The sequence below is a fragment of the Moorena sp. SIO4E2 genome (genome assembly GCF_010671945.1).
GTDB lineage: Bacteria > Cyanobacteriota > Cyanobacteriia > Cyanobacteriales > Coleofasciculaceae > Moorena > Moorena producens.
Genome location: NZ_JAAHIE010000024.1, coordinates 15,731 through 35,644, shown reverse-complemented (window position 1 = coordinate 35,644; position 19,914 = coordinate 15,731). Strand labels below are relative to the sequence as shown.

The following is a 19,914-nucleotide window of genomic DNA, read 5'->3' as shown; positions in this document are numbered from 1 at the left end:
ATCGGCAGAGGTTTTAATGTTGTGAGAAATTATCGGAAAATACTGCTCAGTTCTGAGTGCTGAGTTTTCAGTAGAGGAAATGTGGGATCGCAGTTGAATGGTCATGGGGGTTAACTCTTAATGCTAATATTTCTTCAAAGATGCTCTTAGCTCCTAACCAGAAAATGCCGGAGATACACATATAATTCTTGTCTCATTCTCGATTGGTAGGTCGTATTGACAATTTATGACCTATCTTTTTTTACCATAATTCGCTCAATTTAATATATATCAAGGGTTACAGGCCGCTTGTCGCCCCCCCAGGAAATAAATAGACATTTATTGACTTGACAAAGCTGAATTAAACAAGTAGGAATATAGCAATTCATACCGATTAGTAAAGGCCGAGCACGGACTGATCAGCTTTGCAATCGGTTAATAGTCTTTATTATGGTTATGTAGCCTCTTATTACGATCTAAGATTCATCAAAAAAAGAATTATGACAAAATAGCCAAGTACGGGCAATATCATCTAATCTTCTTAAACCACGCCAAAGAGTTTTAACTCCAGGAGCGCCATCAGATTTTCGCCCCAAGAAACCTCCCAATTGTGCAATCCAACCAATAACTTCTCCTAAAGTAGGAGGACGAGTAAAGGGATATTTTTTTTCATGAATAGTAGCGTAAAGAGCTTGCCATTCATAAGGTTCTAAAACTACAGAACAATCCGTTTCAGGATAACAACGAGCTTGATACGTAAGCCAAAGTAAACGCCAAGCCACAATCGAGTAAGGCGGCCATTGCCATCTCTAAACGTCGAGCAGTTTTTAATTGAAGTTTTTCCAAACCACAACCACTTTTTAGAGTATAGTGATAACGTTCGATTAGCCAACGATAACTATACCATTTAACATAACGAATTACCTGGGAGCAATTACTAATTGGTAAATTAGTCAGTAACAACCAACTAATTGGCTCTTCTGACAATGGTGGGTCTTCTTCTACCGCTAAAATGACTTGTAAGTTGATGGCTGATAAGTGTTTTGGCCATGGACGATTTTGAGGCGCTTTAATAGTTAAACTGGTAAACCTAATAGTTAATTTAGCACGACGAGCTTTCCGATTTAAATTGCGTTTTAATTCTACAATTAGTTCTCCCTGAGGCTGAACTTCTTCTAGGGCTTCTTTTAAGTGTTGATCAGAGTCCATTAAACATCTGTTTTGAGTAGCTCTAATCAAGAAAGCTGACTCCAAACTACTACAGGCAGCAAATAAATCCTAAAAATCGGCTTCTCTATCGGCAATAGTCACGACTTTTTGACCAGAAGTAATTAACTCTTTTGTTGCCCTTAACCCCAATAACCATTTATTACTTTCCTTGGAATTAGTTGGTTTTTGATGACGGGTTGACGCTTTTCCTAATTCTAATATGTCTCTTGCCCATACTTGTTGGTTTATCAGTCCTAAGGGAATTCCTTCTGTGGTCACTGCTATAGCGGTGCGACCCCGGCGAGGTTCCCTCGCCTAGGGAACGCGCACCAAGAGAGTCGAGTGTACTTTCAAACCCTGTGAATATTTACTATCAAGATATCCCATTCCTTGAGTAGCTGGATGATTAGTATAATTGAATTCTGTTGTATCCTGAATAGCTAAGATCCAATCCTGTTCTGTAATTATTTTTAGAGTCGAATCGATGTGAGCTTGTCTAATCTGTTCTGGTTTTATATATGGGGAGTCCCAAAAGTCATAAGTGGCTTTGGTGGCTGCCCAAGTCCCACAGGCTTCTGGCACAGTTGCTGACGGTTTTTTAGATAGATTATCTACGATTAGGATTAATCTTTTGGTTCGTCGAACATCTCCCAATTGAGCATTTTTTAATTCGGCTGTAGCCCACCCTGACATCAGCTTGCTCCTATACATTGGCTTTCATATTCTAATATGAAGAGAGGATCAATTTCCTGATATCTACCCCGATCAAAACACCCGAGGGTACCCTGATCATCAAAATTATCTCCTGATCAATATCAACTAAATTAACATGATTCCCCCAAAATCCCCTCTAACTATCACGATTTTTCGCTCCTTTTTGGCAAAAGGCTTTCCCTATACAAACTGAGCGAGAACGTGGGACGTCAAGTTTTTTGATCACATTATACTAAATCCTGTTCCCATACCCCCCTTATCCAAACAGCTATAGATTTCTCGAATAAAAGGATTTGGTCGATTTTTTATAAAGGGGGTGTGGCCAGCGGATTTGTTATGAATCATATAAAGTGATTTTTGTCAAGTTTTTTGTAAAGAAATATGTTTATAAAGCATAGCTTAAAAAAGGGGGGAATTAGATTGAAAAGTCCCCCTTATTAAGGGTGATTTAGGGGGAGCATCCCATTTTGGAAACAATATTACCCAAAGCAACGATATTTCAAGGGTTTCAGCCCCCTAAAAAGAGCTAACGTGCCAAATTGGGATGCTCCCGATTTAGGGGGATCTGAATCAGGGGTTAACAAAATTGACATGCACCCTTTTCAGACTTCCCAAACTTCCTGTTTCTTAAGATTCTTCGTCTATAGACTCGCCGTCTATAAACTCGCCGTCCATAGGGTCTCCTAAATCGAAGATAATAATAAATTTTTCATCAGGCATCAGCCGTTTAAGAGCCTGCAAGTGACCCTCAGCATCCGATCGGTTGCGGAAACGACGAACAACCATCCGCTGCATATTCGGCAATAGACGAATGAGCGCCCATGGATATAGGCGTTGAGAGTACGACATAAAATATTAGGTATCTCCTTAACTGGGGCTCCAGAGCCAGCCTGTAGCCGAGAGAAACTGTCGGCTGGCTCTTACCGTGGAACGTTTTCGCGTCCACGGTATTTTTATACTAACACAAATAATCTTTCATTATAACATATTTTGAAAATTTTTGTAACAAATGTTGGGAATAGGGAATAGGGAATCGGGAGTCGGGAGTCGGGAATCGGGAATCGGGAATCGGGAGTCGGGAGTCGGGAGTCGGGAATCGGGAGTGGAAAAAAATCCTGTGTACCTCACTTGTGATCAGAATTGCTATCCGTAGTGAGATTAAGTAGTGGGATGGGACCTTGGAGCCGGGACGAACCCATTTCTCGACCACAGCTATATGCGATGCAAAGAGCCGCTGCGCGATAAGAGCCGCTACGCGATCCAAAGAGCCGCTGCGCGATTGGCCGTAGGCCACGCTACGCGATGCTCGGTACGAGCCGCTGCGCGAACGCATCCACCAACCGTATCCTAAACTCTTCCGTTAATTCCCGATTCCCAATTCTGAATTCTAAATTCTAAATTCTAAATTCCCTCAAGTTGTCAATTTTCCTTTTATACCTTTAACTAGTATTATCGGAATAGTTAAAACTGAGTCCACTGATGAACAAGTGCGTTGGAACTACTGAAGCAGCATCTCTATTAGGAATTTCCTCTCGACGATTGCGCCAACTCCTAGAGAAGGGTCGGGTCCGGGGTGCGTATAAAAGCGGGAAATTCTGGATTATTCCTCTGTTCAACCATTTGCCACAAATTACTAAAGGTAATCGTGGACCGAAGGGCAAATGGCGCACTAGTCGTACAACCGCTTTAGCGAAGATTAATGTCAATCGCAATCACATTGGCTCGAATATCAAGAAAAGCCCCAAAGACCGGAAGCCAGTGATTTCAGTTAAACGAAAGGGCACTAATCTCTACGGTAATGAGGTGGAAATCCTTGGTCCTTGTAAGATTGTTTATCAGCCGGATAATCCCCTTGATTGTGGTGCTCGTTTGTGGATCGAAACCTTCAGTGATATTCACTTTATTTCTTGATGCAGTCGCTCATGGGGGAAACCCCCAAGACCGCGCTGCATCGCTGGTGGTAGTTTTCCGGCTATTAACTAAGTCGGTCAAGGCTTTGCGACTATTCCAAATTATCTATTTCATTATTTAGTTATTGTAGGGTGGGCAAATGACAGAATTCCCGATTAAATGGTGATTGGCTTGGTATTTGCCCACCCTACTCCACGGTTTTAGTAATTAAAATTTAAAAATTAAAAATTAAAAATAAAGTAGCTTGTAGGGTGGGCAAATCGACCCGATTCGAGATATTGTTGTCAGAGGATCAGCATTTGCCCACCAAACCCCACAGCCGCTCAGGGAAGGTGGGCAAATCGACCCGATTCGAGATATTGTTGTCAGAGGGTCAGCATTTGCCCACCAAACCCCACAGCCGCTCAGGGAAGGTGGGCAAATCGACCCGATTCGAGATATTGTTGTCAGAGGGTCAGCATTTGCCCACCCTACTACCTCCCGATTCCCGATTCCCGATTCCCGATTCCCGATTCCCGATTCCCGATTCCCGATTCCCATTAACTCCCCACAACTAAAACCAGCCTTCTATCTCTTCGTTTGTCAACATTTTCTTCAACTTTTGATATTCCCGTTTTGTTGCTTCATAGATATGTTCCATGTTCACGGCTTCATCGGCTGCGGCGGCAAAAAAAGCGGCATTTAGGGCAATATTGCGAATATTTCCACCAGCTACTTTGAGTTGACCGAGTTTCTGGTAATTTAAGTTTTGGGTTGGTGTCTGGGGAGGAAAAATCCGCTGCCAAATTTGGGTACGGATTTCGGGTCCGGGAAAAGGAAAGGAGACCACAAAGCGAATCCGGCGCTCAAAGGCACTATCGAGAGCGCTTTGGAAATTGGTGGTCAATATAGCTAACCCACGATATGCTTCCATTCGTTGCAGCAAATAGCTGACTTCGATGTTAGCGTTGCGGTCGTGACTGTCTTTAACTTGGGTACGCTTACCAAACAGGGCATCCGCTTCGTCAAACAGAAGAATAGCACTTCCGGTTTCAGCAGCATCAAAGATCCGCCGCAGATTCTTTTCGGTCTCACCAATATATTTACTGACTACTCGACTTAGGTCGATGCGATAAAGTGAGAGGCGAAATTCGTTGGCTAATACCTCTGCTGCCATGGTTTTACCAGTTCCGCTAGCACCGTAAAATAGGGCGCTGATGCCCAAACCCCGATGGCCTTTTTGGGCGAAACCCCATTCCTGATAGACTTTATACTTGTATCTGAGATGAGTGGCAATATCCCCAATAAGCAGCCGTTGTGGGGTAGGTAAAACCAGATCGTCCCAGGTAGCCGTAGCATTTATCGGTTGCGCTAAGTGTTCTAATTGATTACGGCTGATTTGGCGGCATAAATCCCATAATTGAGTGGGTTGGTGGGTTTCGTCTCTGAGATTTTTGCCCCCATTATCCGAGATCCCCCTTCCGTCCCCCTTAAAAAGGGGGAAACCAGAGGAGGCTTCGCTGTTTGTTCTTTGGGGACTTTGAAATCTGTTTTCCCCAGGTTCCCCTCCTGGGAGGGGGTAGGGGTGGGTTAGGGCGCTAGGGGGGCTAGATCCGGGATTTTGTGGGAATTTTGAATTTTGAATTTTGAATTGATCACAGGCGGCTTGAATACTAGCACTACTGAGGTTAAACTGTACGGCGATGCGCTCTATTTGACCGTTAAGTTCTGCTGCAGCTGACCCTATATGGCTTTCCCACAGGTCATATTGTTCCTGGTGGCTCAATGGGGGGATGTCTAGGTTAACAACAGTCCGCTTACAGTCAATTTTTCGGTGATTGCAGCTGAGGATTAAACGAGTATTGTTACTATCAATAAATTGGCTCAGAGCATACTGCCGCCCTGGCTCCGTAAAATTATAACTATCGCAGTCAATAAACAGGACACTATTGCTAAGTATTGCTTCCCTTTGCCAACGCTTCGCGAGTTGGTAGACCAACTGGGGCTTGGTGGTCAGAGCGGCAGGGTCGAGAGTATGTAACTTTAACCCCAAACCCTGACAAGTGGCGGAGGCAATTTGGTATTTAGTGCTACGGTCCGAGCCAGATAATTGCACCACGGGATAGCTATTTATCCCCTCGCTGCCAGACCAAATGGTGATCAATTGCGACCCTATACTTAACTGAGAGCTAGGCATTATAAGAGGGTTGGTCTGAGGCGGTTGGGGAGTGATATTGCCTGCTAATTGCTGGTCTATGGCATTTTCTCCTAACAGAAAGCAGAGGATACGCTGGTCAATTATTAGGGGGGACTTGGTTAGGCTCAATCCAGGTTCAATCTGGAGCAGTTGCCAGTATTGTAAAGGGCTTTGGGGAGAAAGGACATGCCAACTGGGTCCGGGCAGGGCGTCTTGAGCTAAACTTATTGTAGGATAGTTTTTGTGAGGATGATTTTTTTGGGCAATGGCCACCAAAGACTGGAACATAGGTTCTATTTCCTGGCCCACGCACATTAGCAGGATATCCCTTTCAATTGGGGTTAGATTGAAAAGGATACAAAGTTCAGCCAGGGCCGAAGTATCGTCAACAAATTCAGTTACGATTTGTTGATTTATTTTACCTTCTATGTATTTTTCTAAATAGTTACGAACTCGATCGATTTCTTGTAACAGAGATCTAATATTAGAGTGATACCAGTTGGTTTGAGAAAGGGGTGCCATGTCGCGCTCCTGGAAGACGGATGGATCGACTGATCTGGTTTTATTCAAGGGTACTTGGTAAAAGGAAATAGCTATGCGCACTACTCATACCTATAAACCGAAATATTCTCACTCTACTTCAGTGTCATTAGAACAAAAAAAGAAAGACTCCAGAGGGAAAGGTTATAGAGAAATTTTGGAAGCAGAGGAAAGGGAGTGGAACGCGGAAGAGGCGGTCGGGGAATGGGGAAGTATCAGTGCGAAGGTGATGCGCACCTTAGAATCAGGACAATACCAGCCGGAAACGGGAAGGAGAGAGATGGGGCTGCAAGCCAAGTTTTCTTTTGGACAGCCGGGACAAAGTTGCAGGCTTGGGGCGAATCAAGGTGGGCAAATGGAAGTGCAGCGGAAAAGGAATATGGTGCAGCGAGCAGCACAACCGTTGACGGGGGATTCGTTGACATATGGCGAAAGCATGAGGGAACTGAGTAGCAAAAAAGAAAACAAAACTGGCTTGCCTGATCGCCTCAAGGCTGGAATTGAGAACCTATCTGGCTATTCGATGGATGATGTGAGGGTTCATTACAACTCGGAGAAACCGGCACAGTTGCAGGCATTGGCGTATGCACAGGGGACGGATATTCATGTTGGGCCGGGGCAGGAGAAGCATTTGGCCCATGAGGCATGGCATGTGGTGCAGCAGAAGCAGGGAAGGGTTCGGTCAACCCGTATTGAAAAAGGAGTACTGATAAATGACCAACCGACCCTTGAGAGAGAAGCAATCAATGTTTGCGAAAGCTGTAATCGGGGTGCTGCAGTACAAGGAAAGTTGGAGTTTTCAGAGTTAAAAGGAGCACAGGAGAGGGAGAAAAAGGGAAACTTTCGAGACCCAGGAAGCCGGATCACACAATTAGCGAAATACAATGTAATTAATAACGTACCCGAACAGAATTTGGCAACCAGGAGCGGTCTGGGTGATGCAGAAAAGATGGAAATAGCCAATTTGCGTGCGAAAAGGCAAAGTGAAGGGAAGTCACCAACAATAAGACAAGTATTTAAAAAAGGGACGTTGGCCTATTGGCACCAGATCAAAGGGATAGACAATAGAGAATACAACTTCCTGGTTGAATGGCAACTGGCGTTGCATTTGGATGCGGCCGGACCAAAGCACTTAGAATATGAGACCCCACACCTGCAAGCAGTGAATAAATTAGATGGGGAGATAGTAGGAGGAACAGAGACGGATAATACAAAGGCATATGTAACGCTCAGTTATGAGCATTTCACAGAAAAAAATAGGGAAACTGGTGACTACGGGGCACCGGTGCTCGTGCTGAAAGAAATGGTTTGGGCGTTTCACACAAGAGGCCACAATGCAGTTGAACCGCCAATACAAATGGTGTTGCAGGCATTGAAAGATGGAAAGATGAAGGAAGAGTTAGCCAGACGGACAAGAGATTTCCTATACCCATGGTCGTTAGGCTTAGCAAGGGAGTGGGTGGATAAAAATGGACCAAATGCATTATTGAAGCACGATTTCGAGCCGGAGGATTTATTTTGATAATTGCTCAATAACCGCAGTGGGTAAAAAGAGAGAGGAAAGGGAGTATGCCCCCAAGTCGTAAATGAATCCGAAAAAGCCAAGGTATGCGCATGAAAATCTCTGTGCAAGTGCGATCGCTGATCTAGTAGGGTGGGCAAATGGACATGATTCGAGATGAAATTGCCAAACTCTCAGAATTTGCCCACCCTACCCTAGGTCATGGGTACGCCTCTGTGGTTGGTTGGGTAAAAGCCATGTAATGCACCAACCCAAAACCAAACAGACTCACCCCATCCACCCCACTTCTAACCCACCGCCACCAATGGTTAAGGTAAGTCTCCGTAACCTCATCCGCACCTTGCTCGTAAAGCCGAGCCACCTTATCCACCATGCGTTCCACCGTCTTTTTCGCCACCCCCAACCCAATCAATTCAAAATTCAAAATAAGGCCAATTCAAAATTATGAGTTCAAAATTCAAAATGCTTTTGAATTTATAATTTCGGCTCTCCTAAGGTTGCTATGCTGAGGGGGTTAAGCTAATTTAAACTACTAATTTAGTATAATCAGTCTAGGAGAGCCCTAATTTCTAATTTTGAATTTTGAATTTTGAATTTTGAATTTTGAATTTTGAATTTTGAATTGGCCTTTCGTTTGGTTTTGACAACGATTGCTGCAATTATCTTAATAATAGCAATTCTACGACTTGTGAGGTACAAATTTTTGGGTTTTAGGGAGCAGCGATGCAGCGCGGTCTTGGGGGTTTCCCCCATGAGCGACTGCATCAAGACGGGAGCAGGGAGCAGGGAAGAGGGAAGAGGAACCCACCCCTAACCCCTCCCAGGAAGGGAAGTGAGGGAAGAGGGCAAAAATAATGTGTACCTCATAGCTACGATAAACGCTATATTAATCGCGCTCGTAACACCAATGATGTAGACATATTATTATATCAGTAGTAGGGTGGGCAAATGGACATGACACAAAGATGAAATTGCCTTTCCCTACATAATTTGCCCACCCTACTGTAAGCAACTCTAGTCTGGGGCGTTAGGGTCTGGTAACTTATTGCCGTTGTATGGAGGTTTACATTACATGAAAAAGCCCGGCTTGTGGATTGGAATGGCTATCATTATCTGCACATATATCTGGCAGCACTACGTTTACGTAGTAAATCAAGAAAGGAACGAACCCATCATCAAGAAGCAAAGTGACCATGAATGAATAACCGAAAATCGGAGAAGAAGCGGTGCAAGGGTCGATGCTCTTGGCTCGAAAGCATTATCGATGGCGGACGGGGCAAAGTGCGATCGCTCTTGTAGTAGGGTGGGCAAAGGTCGATGATTGGTGGACATATGTATTACATTGATTATATGCCCACCCTACGCCACAATCATAATTTGCCCACCCTACTCCCTGTTGATTTTGATCAAATAGTAGGGTGGGCAAATGGACATGATTGGTATACAAATGGTATTACTTTGATGATTTGCCCACCCTACGCCTGGGAACAGGGAACAGGGAACTATCAACATGTGACATATTATATCAGTAGTAGGGTGGGCAAATGGACATGATTGGTGATCAAATGGTTAATGGTTGATGATTTGCCCACCCTACGCCATGGAGTGCGATCGCACTATAATCTTTGATTTAGCGGTGGGAGGATGTCAAAGTGCTACAATTTCGATCAATACGGTTTCGCAAAAACCACCCATGACTAAATTAATCCAAGAAACCTTTGAGCAGATCGCACAGCTTTCGGAAGAACAACAAAACGCCCTAGCCATTTTTTTACAAAAACACCTCGCGCTTATTTTGCAGCAAGCTGAAAGAGAGAAACGAATTGAAGAGAACACTTATACAATTAACGACTTCAATGAAGAGACCCAACAAGCGATTATAAATATTGAAGAACAAAAAAACTTGACCGTTTGTGCCAATAAAGAATCTCTCTACAATGAACTGGGAATTTAATGCTATCACCTGTTTTTGAAAACCGCTTTAAGAAAGACGTCAAACGGCTACAGAAGCGTGGCAAAAATATGGAAAAGCTTAAATCAGTTATTGATAAATTATTAGAGAGAAAAGAACTAGAACCCAAATACAAAGATCATGCCTTAACAGGAAATTGGAGTGGATACCGAGATTGTCATATCGAACCAGACTGGATTTTAATCTACAAAACCTCAGAAACCAATCTTTTTCTGGTTCGTTCCGGTTCCCATGCAGATTTATTCTAAATGATCATGAATTTGGAAGTGCGATCGCTCTTGTAGGGTGGGCAAATGGACATGATTCGAGATCAAATGGTATTAATATGATTATTTGCCCACCCTACGCCACTGAGTGCGATCGCACTGATGAAATTGCCAAGCTATCAGAATTTGCCGACCCTACCCTACGGAATGCTCGCTTTACCCCCTACTTTATTCGTTACCTCCGCCAACACTTTCAATACCAAAGGTCCTGTGATGCAAGGAAGCAAGAGTAATGGCAAAAGACTTATTTCATGATGTTGTCAAAAATGCCTTAATTAAAGATGGTTGGCAAATTACCGATGATCCGTTTTTTTTGAAAGTAGGCGGAGTAGAATTTTTTATTGATCTGGGTGCCGAAAAGCTAATAGCGGCAGAAAGAAATGGTCAGCGGAAGGCAGTGGTAAATCAAAAGTTTTATTAATCCCTCCTCAATTACAGACTTCCACCTTGCCATTGGTCAATTCATTAACTATCGAGTAGCCTTAAAGGTAAAAGATCCAGAACGACAATTATTTCTGGCGATTCCCGATACCACCTACCGAAGGTTTTTTCAGAAGGAATTTCCTCAAATGGTTATTCAAGATTACCAACTTAAACTATTAAGTTATGACATTGATAATGAGGTAATTGTATCATGGAAAAGCTAGAAAAGCTTCAAACTTATCGCAGTATAATCAAGCAACTACTGAGTCAATATGCCAGTTACAAACCCTCTCATGGTGACATGGAAATTCATAACATTTTTGATACGGAAAACGACCATTATCAAGTAATGGCCATCGGCTGGGACAAGAAAGAAAGAGTTTATGGCTGTTCAGTTCATTTAGAGATTAAAAATGGCAAGATCTGGATTCAGAATAACAATACTGAATGGGATATTGGTCAAGATCTGGTTAATATGAACGTTCCCAAAAATGATATTGTTATTGGGTTTCAGCCACCTTCTATGCGCCAATACTCAGGCTATGGCACAAAGTAAGCATTCAGTAGCGTGGCCGTAGGCCAATCGCTGATCTTGTTTGGTGGGCAAATGGTCTTGGGTTCGAGATGAAATTGCCTTCGGTTTAGTATTTGCCCACCCTACTGTCGTGGGTTGTTTGGTGGGCAAATGGTCTTGGGTTAGAGATGAAATTGCCTTCCGTTTTAGTATTTGCCCACCCTACCCGCTCCGAATGCGATCGCACTTCCGTTTAGAATTTGCCCACCCTACACCACAATCAGTGGATTTTGATAAAATAGTGCGATCGCTCTTGTAGTTGGGTGGGCATTGGTCGATGATAACTGATCAATTGGTCAAACCTTGTACATTTGCCCACCAAACCCCAAGGCGAGCAGTAGGGTGGGCATTGGTCGATGATAACTGATCAATTGGTCAAACCTTGTACATTTGCCCACCAAACCCCAAGGCGAGCAGTAGGGTGGGCATTGGTCGATGATAACTGATCAATTGGTCAAACCTTGTACATTTGCCCACCAAACCCCAAGCATCTGAAGGCGAGCAGCCATTCCCCATTACCCATTACCCATTACCTATTACCTATTACCTATTACCTATCTCCAAAGTAAAAAACCTACCCCTGTGAGCCCCACACTCTTCCCCTGTTCCCTTTTAAAAACTTCTGATGACTTGGATTATTACACCGCTACAGAAAATCTGGAATGCCATCTCTAAGGTATTTACCGCCAAGCTATTTGAATTTGGTGACCAAGCCTTTTCTCTGAGTTTCTTAGGCAAATTCCTGTTTTTATGTATCATCGCTATTATTATCTCCCGTACCATCAAAGCCCTGATTAAACATTGGTTACTGAGCCGTTTCAGGATGGATCGGGGTACTCGCGAAGCCCTCGCTTCTATTATCGGTTACATTCTAACCATCTTAGGGTTTTTAATCGTTCTGCAAACGTCGGGGATTAACCTAAGTTCCTTAGCCATCTTTGCTGGTGCTCTCGGTATTGGCTTTGGAATTGGACTACAAGATCTAGCTAGCAATTTTATCAGTGGTCTGACTATCCTGCTAGATCAACCGATTAAAGTGGGAGACTATATAGAAATAGATAATCTGTCAGGAACTGTGGAAAAAATATCGATTCGCTCTACAGTAGTACGAACCATCCACAACGTTTGTGTGATTATTCCGAATAACAGTTTTGTCCAAAATAATGTCATAAACTGGAGCTACCAAGACCCGACGAGTCGTCTCCAAATTCCCATGAACTTTCCCGATGAATTGGATTCCCTTGTCGTCACAGAGCTGCTGTTAGCGGCTGCCCGCCAAGAACCCCGCGTTTTATCCTCTCCCTCTCCCCAGGTTTGGTTCAAGGGCTATGGAGAGGAAGGAATGGATTTTGAGCTTTTGGTTTGGATCGATCAACCAGCAGAGATCGAAGCAATTAAAAGCGCTTTGTATTATCTGATTGATACGGAATTGCGATCGCGCCAAATCGAACCCGGCCGCCCTGAGCTAAGCTTGCGTATGCACAATCCAGAAACCTTAGTGTCCCTGTTTCGACAATTACAAACCCCCGGGGTGACTAATGGCTCCTCCTCAATCCACAACCAATCAGCTCCAGACAAACCCAAACCCAAGTCTGAATCCCCTTATACCTGGAAGCTGGCGGATCTATTGCGGCAAGTAAGTTATTTTAAAAACTGTAGCGATATGGAACTGCGACATATCATTGAGGAGGGCTATCGGAAAACTCTCCCAGCTGACCAAACCATCTGTCGGGAAAACGATCCAGGGGACTCATTTTATATTATCCTATCTGGAACAGTGGAAGTGTTCGTGGAATCCATTGGAAAACGAGTCGCTACCCGTAAGTCTGGGGAGTTTATCGGGGAGATGTCTCTGCTGATGGGTACTCCCCGTACTGCTACTCTTCGTACCCTAGAAGAGACAATGCTGTTTGTGGTGGATCGAGACAATTTACAAAGTCTATTGGCTAAGCACGAAGCATTAGCTGACCGAATTTCTGAAGAATTATCCAAACGTCAAGAGACATTGGAACGCTTAGGAATAACCGTCAGTTCCACAGAGCAAGACGAAACTCCTTTCGCCGCAGTTCGCAAACGTATTAAATCAATTTTTGGTATTTAAAACCGATAGTTATCATGAATCAACGTAATCAGGATAATCAGTATCTATCACACCCCTCAATTGATGAGTCAGATCAGCTTCCTAGCTCCTTTGTGGAAGCAGTCACTAGGGTGAAAACCTTTGCTCTGTTGGAAATGGAAAAAGAAACGGAGCGAAAACAGCTTTACTATCATACTTGTGACCATGTTAATGGAGTTCAGCGTAGAGCTGATCGGATTTTCCAAGCCATCAGACCCGATTGGGAAGCCGGTCTGGACAATGATATAGCACCAGACTATCTGAGCAGAATCAAACAGTTAATCGATCTGTGCGCCATTGCTCACGATATGGTGCAAGAGTTTCTCCCTCAAATCCAACCCTATACCTCTAGACGGCGAGAAAGTGGTGTGAGCGAAGCCGCTACAATTACTAAGCTTTTGGATTACATCAAAAATCAGAATGAATGGATAAGTAAGCAAACTCCTAACCATCTGGCCTTGTTTACCGATTCAGATTTACAAATCATTACAGAAGCGATTAACGCTACCATTTGTTGGTATGATACTTCAGACAATACAATTTACCAACCTGACCTCTACTCTTATGATAAAAACCTATCTCTGGTAGCTCGGATTATTGCTTTGGCTGATTTAGGCACTTTGGGAATGGAAGGGATTGAAGCATTTAACGAGGAAGGCAGTCTGCTATTTCTAGAAGAAAATCCTGATATTATCCCCATAATTTTGAATCAAGATATTCCTGATTCCGAAGCTATCGATAAACAAACTATTTATGAAAATCTTAGACAACGGCTGCTGAAAAGGACTCGCTTTCAAGTCAATTTTGCTAAGGGACGAATGGCTAGATTGGCTCGTGAACTTAAAGGGTTTACCGCCGAAGCAATTGCAGTTTTAACCCATGATGTTTTTAAGTATTTGAATCCAGCCATAATTAAAGCTATTGAATTCTCAACTCCTACCGCTAATGACACCAATTTTGAGGAATTGATTGAGTTTTTCCAGCTCGATAAGTATCTGAAAAATTAGGTGATATCAGCTTAAAATCAAGAGCAAAAATGCAATCAATGATAGTGTTGCCGAATCACCTAAAAACTCCTAAAATCGATTAAACATGATGGGAGCAGGTCAAATTTCCCGAACAAATGAACTACTTGACAAAACAACAAAAATCCTGTTAGGGAGCCGGTCTTAGTTGCCGAACAGATGAACTATGTACCATTAGAGCAAGCAATTACCCATGAGGGGGCTATAGATAATGTACAAATATTAGGCATAAGTGACATGCTCCCCCTATTACCCATTACCTATTACCCATTACCTATTACCCATCACCCATTACCCATTACCCATTACCCATTACCCATTACCTATTACCTATTACCTATTACCTATTACCTATCTCCAAACTAAAAAACCTACCCTTGTCAGCTACTCCCTACTCCCTACTCCCTACTCCCTACTCCCATTAATCCAGATAGCTTACTTCTTGGTAAACCGCCAAACTCCATCCCAATCCTGTGGCACCCCTTGGGCCATCAACTGATTAATTCGCTCCATATATAAGGCAGCGGTCTTATCCAAAGGATTCACCATTAACACGTGATTAAAATATTCTAAAGCCTTGTCAAATCCTTGAGTGCGATAACACTCTAAACCTTGTTCAAATTCCAGTTGCGTTTTTAACTTCAATTCCCTAACTGCCTCCGTCTCACCATCCAGCACTTCATAGATGGCAAGGGGTTCATTTCTACCTTTAACAATTGCTCGATCTAGAAACCGAATTTGATAGTGATTTGGATTGCTCAATTTCTCTAAGGTTTGCTGGGAAATTAAGAAAGAAACCCCATAGAACTTGGTCAAGCCTTCCAAACGAGCGGTCAAGTTAACATTATCAGAAAAAGCATCCCCCTGCATTCGGAATGTCTCTCCAACCATCCCCACCATCATGTGACCATAGTGGATACCAATCCCTACTTGAATCGGTAAATAACCGTTGGCTTCACGCTTTTGATTGTATTGGTGGACTTTTTTGAGCTTGGCAATTCCAGCACAGACAGCATTATCAGCGCCATCAGGGAAAATTGCCATCATGCCATCCCCAAGAAATTTGACAATAAAGCCATCGTGATTGCGAATTTCAGGACTAACACGCTTAAGATAGGCATTGACGAAGTCAAAGTTTTCCTTTGGTGTCATACTCTCAGAAATGGTAGTAAAGGAGCGAATATCACTGAACATCACCGCCATTTCTTTACTAACGTGGTCGCCTAATTGGACATGAATCACATTGTCTTTGTGCAGAAAATTCAGATATTCAAATGGGAAAAACCGAGCAAAGGAATTTTTTAGGGTTTCCAGAGTTTCATTGGCTTGAGTCAATTCTTGCTCACGGGCTTTTACCGTTTGAACCATTTGCCGGAAAACCCGTGCTAGTCGTCCTAACTCGTCGCTCCGAGCAGCTACTTCCTCCAGATTTTCAGGCTCAAAGGTATCATTTTCCACAGCGGCGGCTGCTACTGTTACCTTTTCTACCTGTTTTATATACTTTGACTGGCGCAGATTTTCAGCTTTAAGCTGCTCTTCAGCTTCGGTTCGTTTCAGGAAGTTAAGATAGGCTTTGGAATGGTAACGAATCCGAGCAATTAGTTCTACCCGATCTGGCAGTTTTACTAAGTAATCATTTGCTCCAAATCCAAAGGCTTTGGCTTTAATTACTGGTTCTTCTTTACTTGAGAGTACAATCAGGGGAATAGGTCTAGTCGGCGAATCCTTAGAGCGCAGAAAACGCACTAACAACAAGCCATCCATCTCCGGCATGACCAAGTCTTGTAGAATGACCGTTGGTTGGTACTCCTTAGCTACTTTTAAGGTTTGAGTTGGATCCTGACAATAGCGGAAGATAATATCCTTTTCCGGAGCCAACATGCGGCGGATGGCTTCGCCGATCATGGGCTGATCATCGATAAGTAGGACTTTAATCGGCTCTTGGGTCACCATTTTATTTGTAATGTCCTTGTCCAGCTTTGGGATACTCTTAAACCGGGATTATTAGGACAAGTCCCTACAAATCGGTTAAGGTAAATTTTATTGTTGCCCAAGTGAGGAGTGGTCAAGCAGCAATCGGAGTTAAGCCTCCCACTCATCTATTTGGGCGCTCCTGAAATCCCGTTCAGGAGTTCCTTAAAAGCCCGAGTCTTACTATGCTTAGAGTCAAGCCATCCAAGCTCAACTGCATCAGCAAGACTCAGTCCCATACCTTTTAAGAAACGCGCGGTACGGCGCAACAATACTGCCTGAACCTCGGCTCTAGAAGAGTACCGAGAAATTTCGAAGTCTATACCCCGATCCAAGATGTTCTTAGCAGCATTGCAGTCAGCCGGCAACACGACCCCATTAAATATGGGTTCGCTGTCCCCACTCCTTTTCCCTAATAGGGTTCCAGTTATGGAGTCAACTGGCGACGTGTAGCTCGGCTGGACTTCTGTTACAAAGGAGCCAGTCCAATCAGCCCATTTTTGTAAAGAGTCTCGCATTTGACCTTTCATCCAGCTATTAAGCTTGCGAGACATGGCCTTGGACTGGCGCTTATTTTTAATTGGTTGTGTTAAATCTTCTGCAAAAACCTTTAATGCCTTTCCTCCAAATAAAGACTTAGAGGCTTGACCAATAACTGATAATATTTCAGTTTGGTCTTTTCTATAACGGCGGTTCTCTGTTTTCCTAGAAAGGTTGTTTTTTAAAATCCTAGCTGACTTAGCCGGGTCTATCTTTTCTAGTTTCCTGTGAATTGCCCAAAGTTTTCCTCTGTTCCGATTCTTAGCGCATATCCGATCTGACTTCTTGGACGCTAACTTACCCAACCCTTTGCCATGAGCTTTCCCTTCTGAATCAAAGAAAGCTTCTGTGTATCCCTTATCTACGCCAACAGAGCGGCGGTCAACTGGGATACACACTTTCCCATGGTCAACTAGGAAGTGAACTTCAAAGCGCTGCACTAATTGGTTGTATATCAGTCTGATTTGCCCTTTTATTTTTCGGTTAGACCTAACTAATATCCTGTTTCTTTTTCCTCTCCTGAGTCCAGCTATTTCTAATTGGTAGGTGTTTCGCGATATACGCTTACACTTATAGCCTCCTTGCTGATAAACTATCTGATTTTTGACCCAAGAATGTCCTCGCTGAAACTCAATCCTTACAAGCCTGTGGAGTAGTGGACTATCTAAAAGAGCTAAGGTCTTCAGCTGCGTGGCATACTCTTTTCTTGTCTTTTGGTTATCTTTTCCAGGAAACTTTTTGTAAATTTTTTTGATTACTGCATCAGCACAAGCTGCCTGTTGAGCCCTAACAGCTTTCGCTACATCACTAACAGTCCATTCCATTAGTTTTGAAGGTAATCCCAGAGACTCAGGAGTTCTGAAAGTTCTAACTTCTGGGTAAGCTTTTTTCCAGTCTAAGCCCCAGTGCTTTATGCTGCCTAGTTTGTGGTAAGACTCAGACCTGACGATTCCTAGCTTTTTCATCGTAGACAACAGCTCAATCTCAACCGACTTTGCCATCCCGACAACCGGGACGACTTGAGTTGAGATCTTTTTGTTGATACCTACTTTTGCTGTCATTGCTTGATCTTTGCTATTTGTGTCTATCTTATAGCTTTTTGTCTGTATTGTCCAGTTTGGTGACAGTAGATTTAATTTCTTTTTCATAGCGACGAAGAAAGTAAAGCTTAGAACTAAAGCAGTGCATTATCGACATAAAATCATCCATCAACTCTTGCTGGGGGGTCTTGTAAGTGTTATTGAGCACCACTATTTGACAGTTATGTAAATGGCAAAACCACTCGACAAAATCGAACCCAAATCTGCACAGTCTGTCTTTGTGAGCCACGACAATAGTTTTGATTTCAGAGTTCGCTACTTTTTCCATTAGCCCAATAAATTTCCGGCGTTTGAAGTTCAATCCGGATCCATATTCTGAATAGCATCGGCAATTTGGGTAGTTCCTGCCCAAATACTCAATCTGGGAATTTAGATCCTCCGATTGAGACTTGGTTGAAACCCTGGCATAAAGGACTACAGGGCGAGTGTCAACGCAAACTATTAGTCGATCTATGGAACTAGCTAGATAGCGGCGGTGACCTCCAGGAGACCTAATGCATTGGATTTTTCCTGCATCTGCCCATCTAGCTAGGGTTTTGGGATTATAACCATATCGTTTTTGAGCTTCGGTTGGAGTAAGATACATATTTGTCCGTATTGTACCGTTACATCCTAATATATCCCGATCTGATTGGGCTTGGTTAAGCGGCTATCAATCAGATCAGGTACAGCATCGATAAATAACTTGGGGTTAGCTAATTTGTTTAGCAGTTTATCAAATTTTGTTCAATACTCTGGGCAAACTGGGAAAACTATGTCATGCCAATTGTGATTAATAGTCAGTTATTGTTAAGAATTATTATAAGAGATCAATGTTGTGCAATAAAAATGATATTGGAATTGAGCTATAGGAATTTACCTAAGGCTTAAAAGCGAATCCTTTGATTAGGGCAGGTGCGATCGCGTCTAGGGGCAAAATTTCCACCGCCGCCTTCAACTCTGCTGCTGCTTTCGGCATCCCATAAACCACGCAACTGCTTTTATCTTGGGCAATAGTATGCCAACCTTTAGAGCGCAACAGTTTTAGCCCTTCAGCTCCATCTCTACCCATGCCAGTTAACAACACAGCCGTGCCCTTGCGCTTCCAGTACTCGGCTAAACTTTTGAAAAAAACATCCACGGAGGGGCGGTAGGGATAATTACTGGGTTTGCTGGTGTAGGTTAACCTCAAATTCGATGTTAAACACAGGTGGTCTTTGGTTCCAGCAATCAATACTTTCCCTACTTCTGGACGGCTACGGTCAGACGCTAGCTGGACTACCAAGGGTGTCTGATTATTCAACCACTGCACTAATCCTGAAGCAAACTGCAGATCCACATGCTGGACAATCACAATTGCTGCACTGAAACTTGCTGGTATGCTGGAGAGAATCGTTGCTAGAGCCTTTGGTCCTCCAGTCGAAGCACCAATTGCGATTAACGGCGGAAGATGGAGTTGGGAATTTCGGGCTGGGGATTTTGAATTTGGGGTGGATTTTCCGATCAGTTTACCAATGGTAGCAATTTTAGTAAGTAGTTCCTGGGCAGCATCTGGGTTACCGCGAGTGCCCAAAACTGGCAGACTGACAGCATCTAAGGCTCCATATCCAAGGGCTTCAAATACTTTCGATGAATTCTGCTGGATGCTAGCGGTTACCACTAAAATCGCACAGGGACAATGTTTCATGATCTGGCGAGTTGCCTCAACCCCATCTATTACTGGCATGGTCAAATTCATCAAAATTAAGTCTGGGAGGTCTTTGGTACATTTGGCAATAGCTTCGGCACCATCACTAGCCACCCAAGCTACTTGATAGTCTTGAACCCCCATCAAGACACGCCGCAGGGTTTCTACTGCCATCATTGAATCATTAACAATTGCTATTTTCATGTC

General features: G+C 43.4%; 21 protein-coding genes and 2 pseudogenes. 14 read left to right on the top strand and 9 right to left on the bottom strand.

Features of this window, described 5'->3' with window-relative positions:
* Positions 1-455: 455 nt before the first annotated feature.
* The 3 genes and pseudogenes from F6K37_RS05185 to F6K37_RS05175 form a co-directional block, all read right to left on the bottom strand.
* Positions 456-1,881, bottom strand: a pseudogene (locus F6K37_RS05185) (IS4 family transposase).
* 648 nt (positions 1,882-2,529) lie between these two features.
* Positions 2,530-2,688 (bottom strand): hypothetical protein, encoded by a 159-nt coding sequence (locus F6K37_RS05180; protein WP_353837797.1) that lies wholly within the window; start codon positions 2,686-2,688, stop codon positions 2,530-2,532.
* Positions 2,689-2,880: 192 nt separating this feature from the next.
* On the bottom strand, positions 2,881-3,030 hold the full coding sequence (locus tag F6K37_RS05175; protein WP_287248662.1) for a hypothetical protein: 150 nt from the start codon (positions 3,028-3,030) through the stop codon (positions 2,881-2,883).
* 37 nt (positions 3,031-3,067) lie between these two features.
* Between F6K37_RS05175 and F6K37_RS05170 the strand changes: the two genes are divergently transcribed.
* The 3 genes from F6K37_RS05170 (at position 3,068) to F6K37_RS05160 (ending at position 4,370) form a co-directional block, all read left to right on the top strand.
* The gene (locus F6K37_RS05170; protein WP_287248660.1) at positions 3,068-3,253 is read left to right on the top strand and encodes a hypothetical protein; all 186 of its coding nucleotides are present in this window, start codon (positions 3,068-3,070) and stop codon (positions 3,251-3,253) included.
* 128 nt (positions 3,254-3,381) lie between these two features.
* On the top strand, positions 3,382-3,813 hold the full coding sequence (locus F6K37_RS05165) for a MerR family transcriptional regulator (protein WP_071104416.1): 432 nt from the start codon (positions 3,382-3,384) through the stop codon (positions 3,811-3,813).
* Positions 3,814-4,064: 251 nt separating this feature from the next.
* Entirely contained in the window at positions 4,065-4,370 is a 306-nt protein-coding gene (locus F6K37_RS05160) for a hypothetical protein (RefSeq protein WP_287248656.1), read from the top strand.
* Here the strand turns inward: F6K37_RS05160 and F6K37_RS05155 are convergent.
* Complete coding sequence (locus F6K37_RS05155; protein WP_287248654.1) at positions 4,367-6,511, bottom strand: ATP-binding protein; 2,145 nt, start codon at positions 6,509-6,511, stop codon at positions 4,367-4,369. The two genes, F6K37_RS05160 and F6K37_RS05155, sit on opposite strands and share 4 nt — an antisense overlap.
* Before the next feature lie 73 nt (positions 6,512-6,584).
* Here F6K37_RS05155 and F6K37_RS05150 point away from each other — a divergent pair, with 73 nt between their 5' ends.
* A complete protein-coding gene (locus F6K37_RS05150) occupies positions 6,585-8,051 on the top strand; it encodes an eCIS core domain-containing protein (RefSeq protein WP_287248652.1) in 1,467 nt (488 codons plus the stop codon).
* 679 nt (positions 8,052-8,730) lie between these two features.
* On the opposite strand, the gene F6K37_RS05145 is transcribed toward F6K37_RS05150, so the two are convergent.
* Positions 8,731-8,859: a hypothetical protein gene (locus F6K37_RS05145; protein ID WP_287248650.1), complete on the bottom strand. Its 129-nt coding sequence runs from the start codon at positions 8,857-8,859 to the stop codon at positions 8,731-8,733.
* 509 nt (positions 8,860-9,368) lie between these two features.
* Between F6K37_RS05145 and F6K37_RS05140 the strand changes: the two genes are divergently transcribed.
* The 10 genes and pseudogenes from F6K37_RS05140 to F6K37_RS05095 all read left to right on the top strand — a co-directional run bounded on the left by F6K37_RS05140 (position 9,369) and on the right by F6K37_RS05095 (position 14,796).
* Positions 9,369-9,605: a hypothetical protein gene (locus tag F6K37_RS05140; protein ID WP_044494135.1), complete on the top strand. Its 237-nt coding sequence runs from the start codon at positions 9,369-9,371 to the stop codon at positions 9,603-9,605.
* Positions 9,606-9,630: 25 nt separating this feature from the next.
* Positions 9,631-10,005, top strand: coding sequence for a hypothetical protein (locus tag F6K37_RS05135; protein ID WP_202799229.1), 375 nt, complete (start codon positions 9,631-9,633; stop codon positions 10,003-10,005).
* Complete coding sequence (locus F6K37_RS05130; protein WP_008187578.1) at positions 10,005-10,271, top strand: type II toxin-antitoxin system RelE/ParE family toxin; 267 nt, start codon at positions 10,005-10,007, stop codon at positions 10,269-10,271. The genes F6K37_RS05135 and F6K37_RS05130 overlap by 1 nt, the downstream gene beginning before the upstream one ends.
* Before the next feature lie 77 nt (positions 10,272-10,348).
* Positions 10,349-10,522 (top strand): hypothetical protein, encoded by a 174-nt coding sequence (locus tag F6K37_RS05125; protein ID WP_008187576.1) that lies wholly within the window; start codon positions 10,349-10,351, stop codon positions 10,520-10,522.
* Positions 10,522-10,936 (top strand): annotated as a pseudogene (locus F6K37_RS45390) (XisH family protein). The gene F6K37_RS05125 and the pseudogene F6K37_RS45390 overlap by 1 nt, the downstream one beginning before the upstream one ends.
* Positions 10,924-11,268: a XisI protein gene (locus tag F6K37_RS05115; RefSeq protein ID WP_008187573.1), complete on the top strand. Its 345-nt coding sequence runs from the start codon at positions 10,924-10,926 to the stop codon at positions 11,266-11,268. The pseudogene F6K37_RS45390 and the gene F6K37_RS05115 overlap by 13 nt, the downstream one beginning before the upstream one ends.
* 43 nt (positions 11,269-11,311) lie before the next feature.
* The gene (locus F6K37_RS05110; protein ID WP_287248645.1) at positions 11,312-11,545 is read left to right on the top strand and encodes a hypothetical protein; all 234 of its coding nucleotides are present in this window, start codon (positions 11,312-11,314) and stop codon (positions 11,543-11,545) included.
* A gap of 366 nt (positions 11,546-11,911) precedes the next feature.
* The gene (locus F6K37_RS05105) at positions 11,912-13,387 is read left to right on the top strand and encodes a mechanosensitive ion channel domain-containing protein (RefSeq protein ID WP_008187572.1); all 1,476 of its coding nucleotides are present in this window, start codon (positions 11,912-11,914) and stop codon (positions 13,385-13,387) included.
* A gap of 14 nt (positions 13,388-13,401) precedes the next feature.
* The gene (locus F6K37_RS05100) at positions 13,402-14,412 is read left to right on the top strand and encodes a hypothetical protein (RefSeq protein ID WP_008187569.1); all 1,011 of its coding nucleotides are present in this window, start codon (positions 13,402-13,404) and stop codon (positions 14,410-14,412) included.
* A 177-nt stretch (positions 14,413-14,589) separates the two neighbouring features.
* Positions 14,590-14,796: a hypothetical protein gene (locus F6K37_RS05095; protein WP_008187567.1), complete on the top strand. Its 207-nt coding sequence runs from the start codon at positions 14,590-14,592 to the stop codon at positions 14,794-14,796.
* A gap of 69 nt (positions 14,797-14,865) precedes the next feature.
* Here F6K37_RS05095 and F6K37_RS05090 read toward each other — a convergent pair whose 3' ends face one another.
* The 4 genes from F6K37_RS05090 to F6K37_RS05075 form a co-directional block, all read right to left on the bottom strand.
* Entirely contained in the window at positions 14,866-16,383 is a 1,518-nt protein-coding gene (locus tag F6K37_RS05090) for a response regulator (protein ID WP_008187565.1), read from the bottom strand.
* A gap of 146 nt (positions 16,384-16,529) precedes the next feature.
* Positions 16,530-18,002: an IS200/IS605 family element transposase accessory protein TnpB gene (locus F6K37_RS05085; RefSeq protein ID WP_044494133.1), complete on the bottom strand. Its 1,473-nt coding sequence runs from the start codon at positions 18,000-18,002 to the stop codon at positions 16,530-16,532.
* A 28-nt stretch (positions 18,003-18,030) separates the two neighbouring features.
* Complete coding sequence (locus tag F6K37_RS05080; RefSeq protein WP_008187560.1) at positions 18,031-18,627, bottom strand: IS607 family transposase; 597 nt, start codon at positions 18,625-18,627, stop codon at positions 18,031-18,033.
* Between the two features lie 273 nt (positions 18,628-18,900).
* Positions 18,901-19,911 carry a chemotaxis response regulator protein-glutamate methylesterase gene (locus F6K37_RS05075; protein WP_008187558.1) on the bottom strand — a complete coding sequence of 337 codons (1,011 nt, stop codon included), beginning with the start codon at positions 19,909-19,911 and terminating at the stop codon, positions 18,901-18,903.
* Between the last annotated feature and the right edge of the window lie 3 nt (positions 19,912-19,914).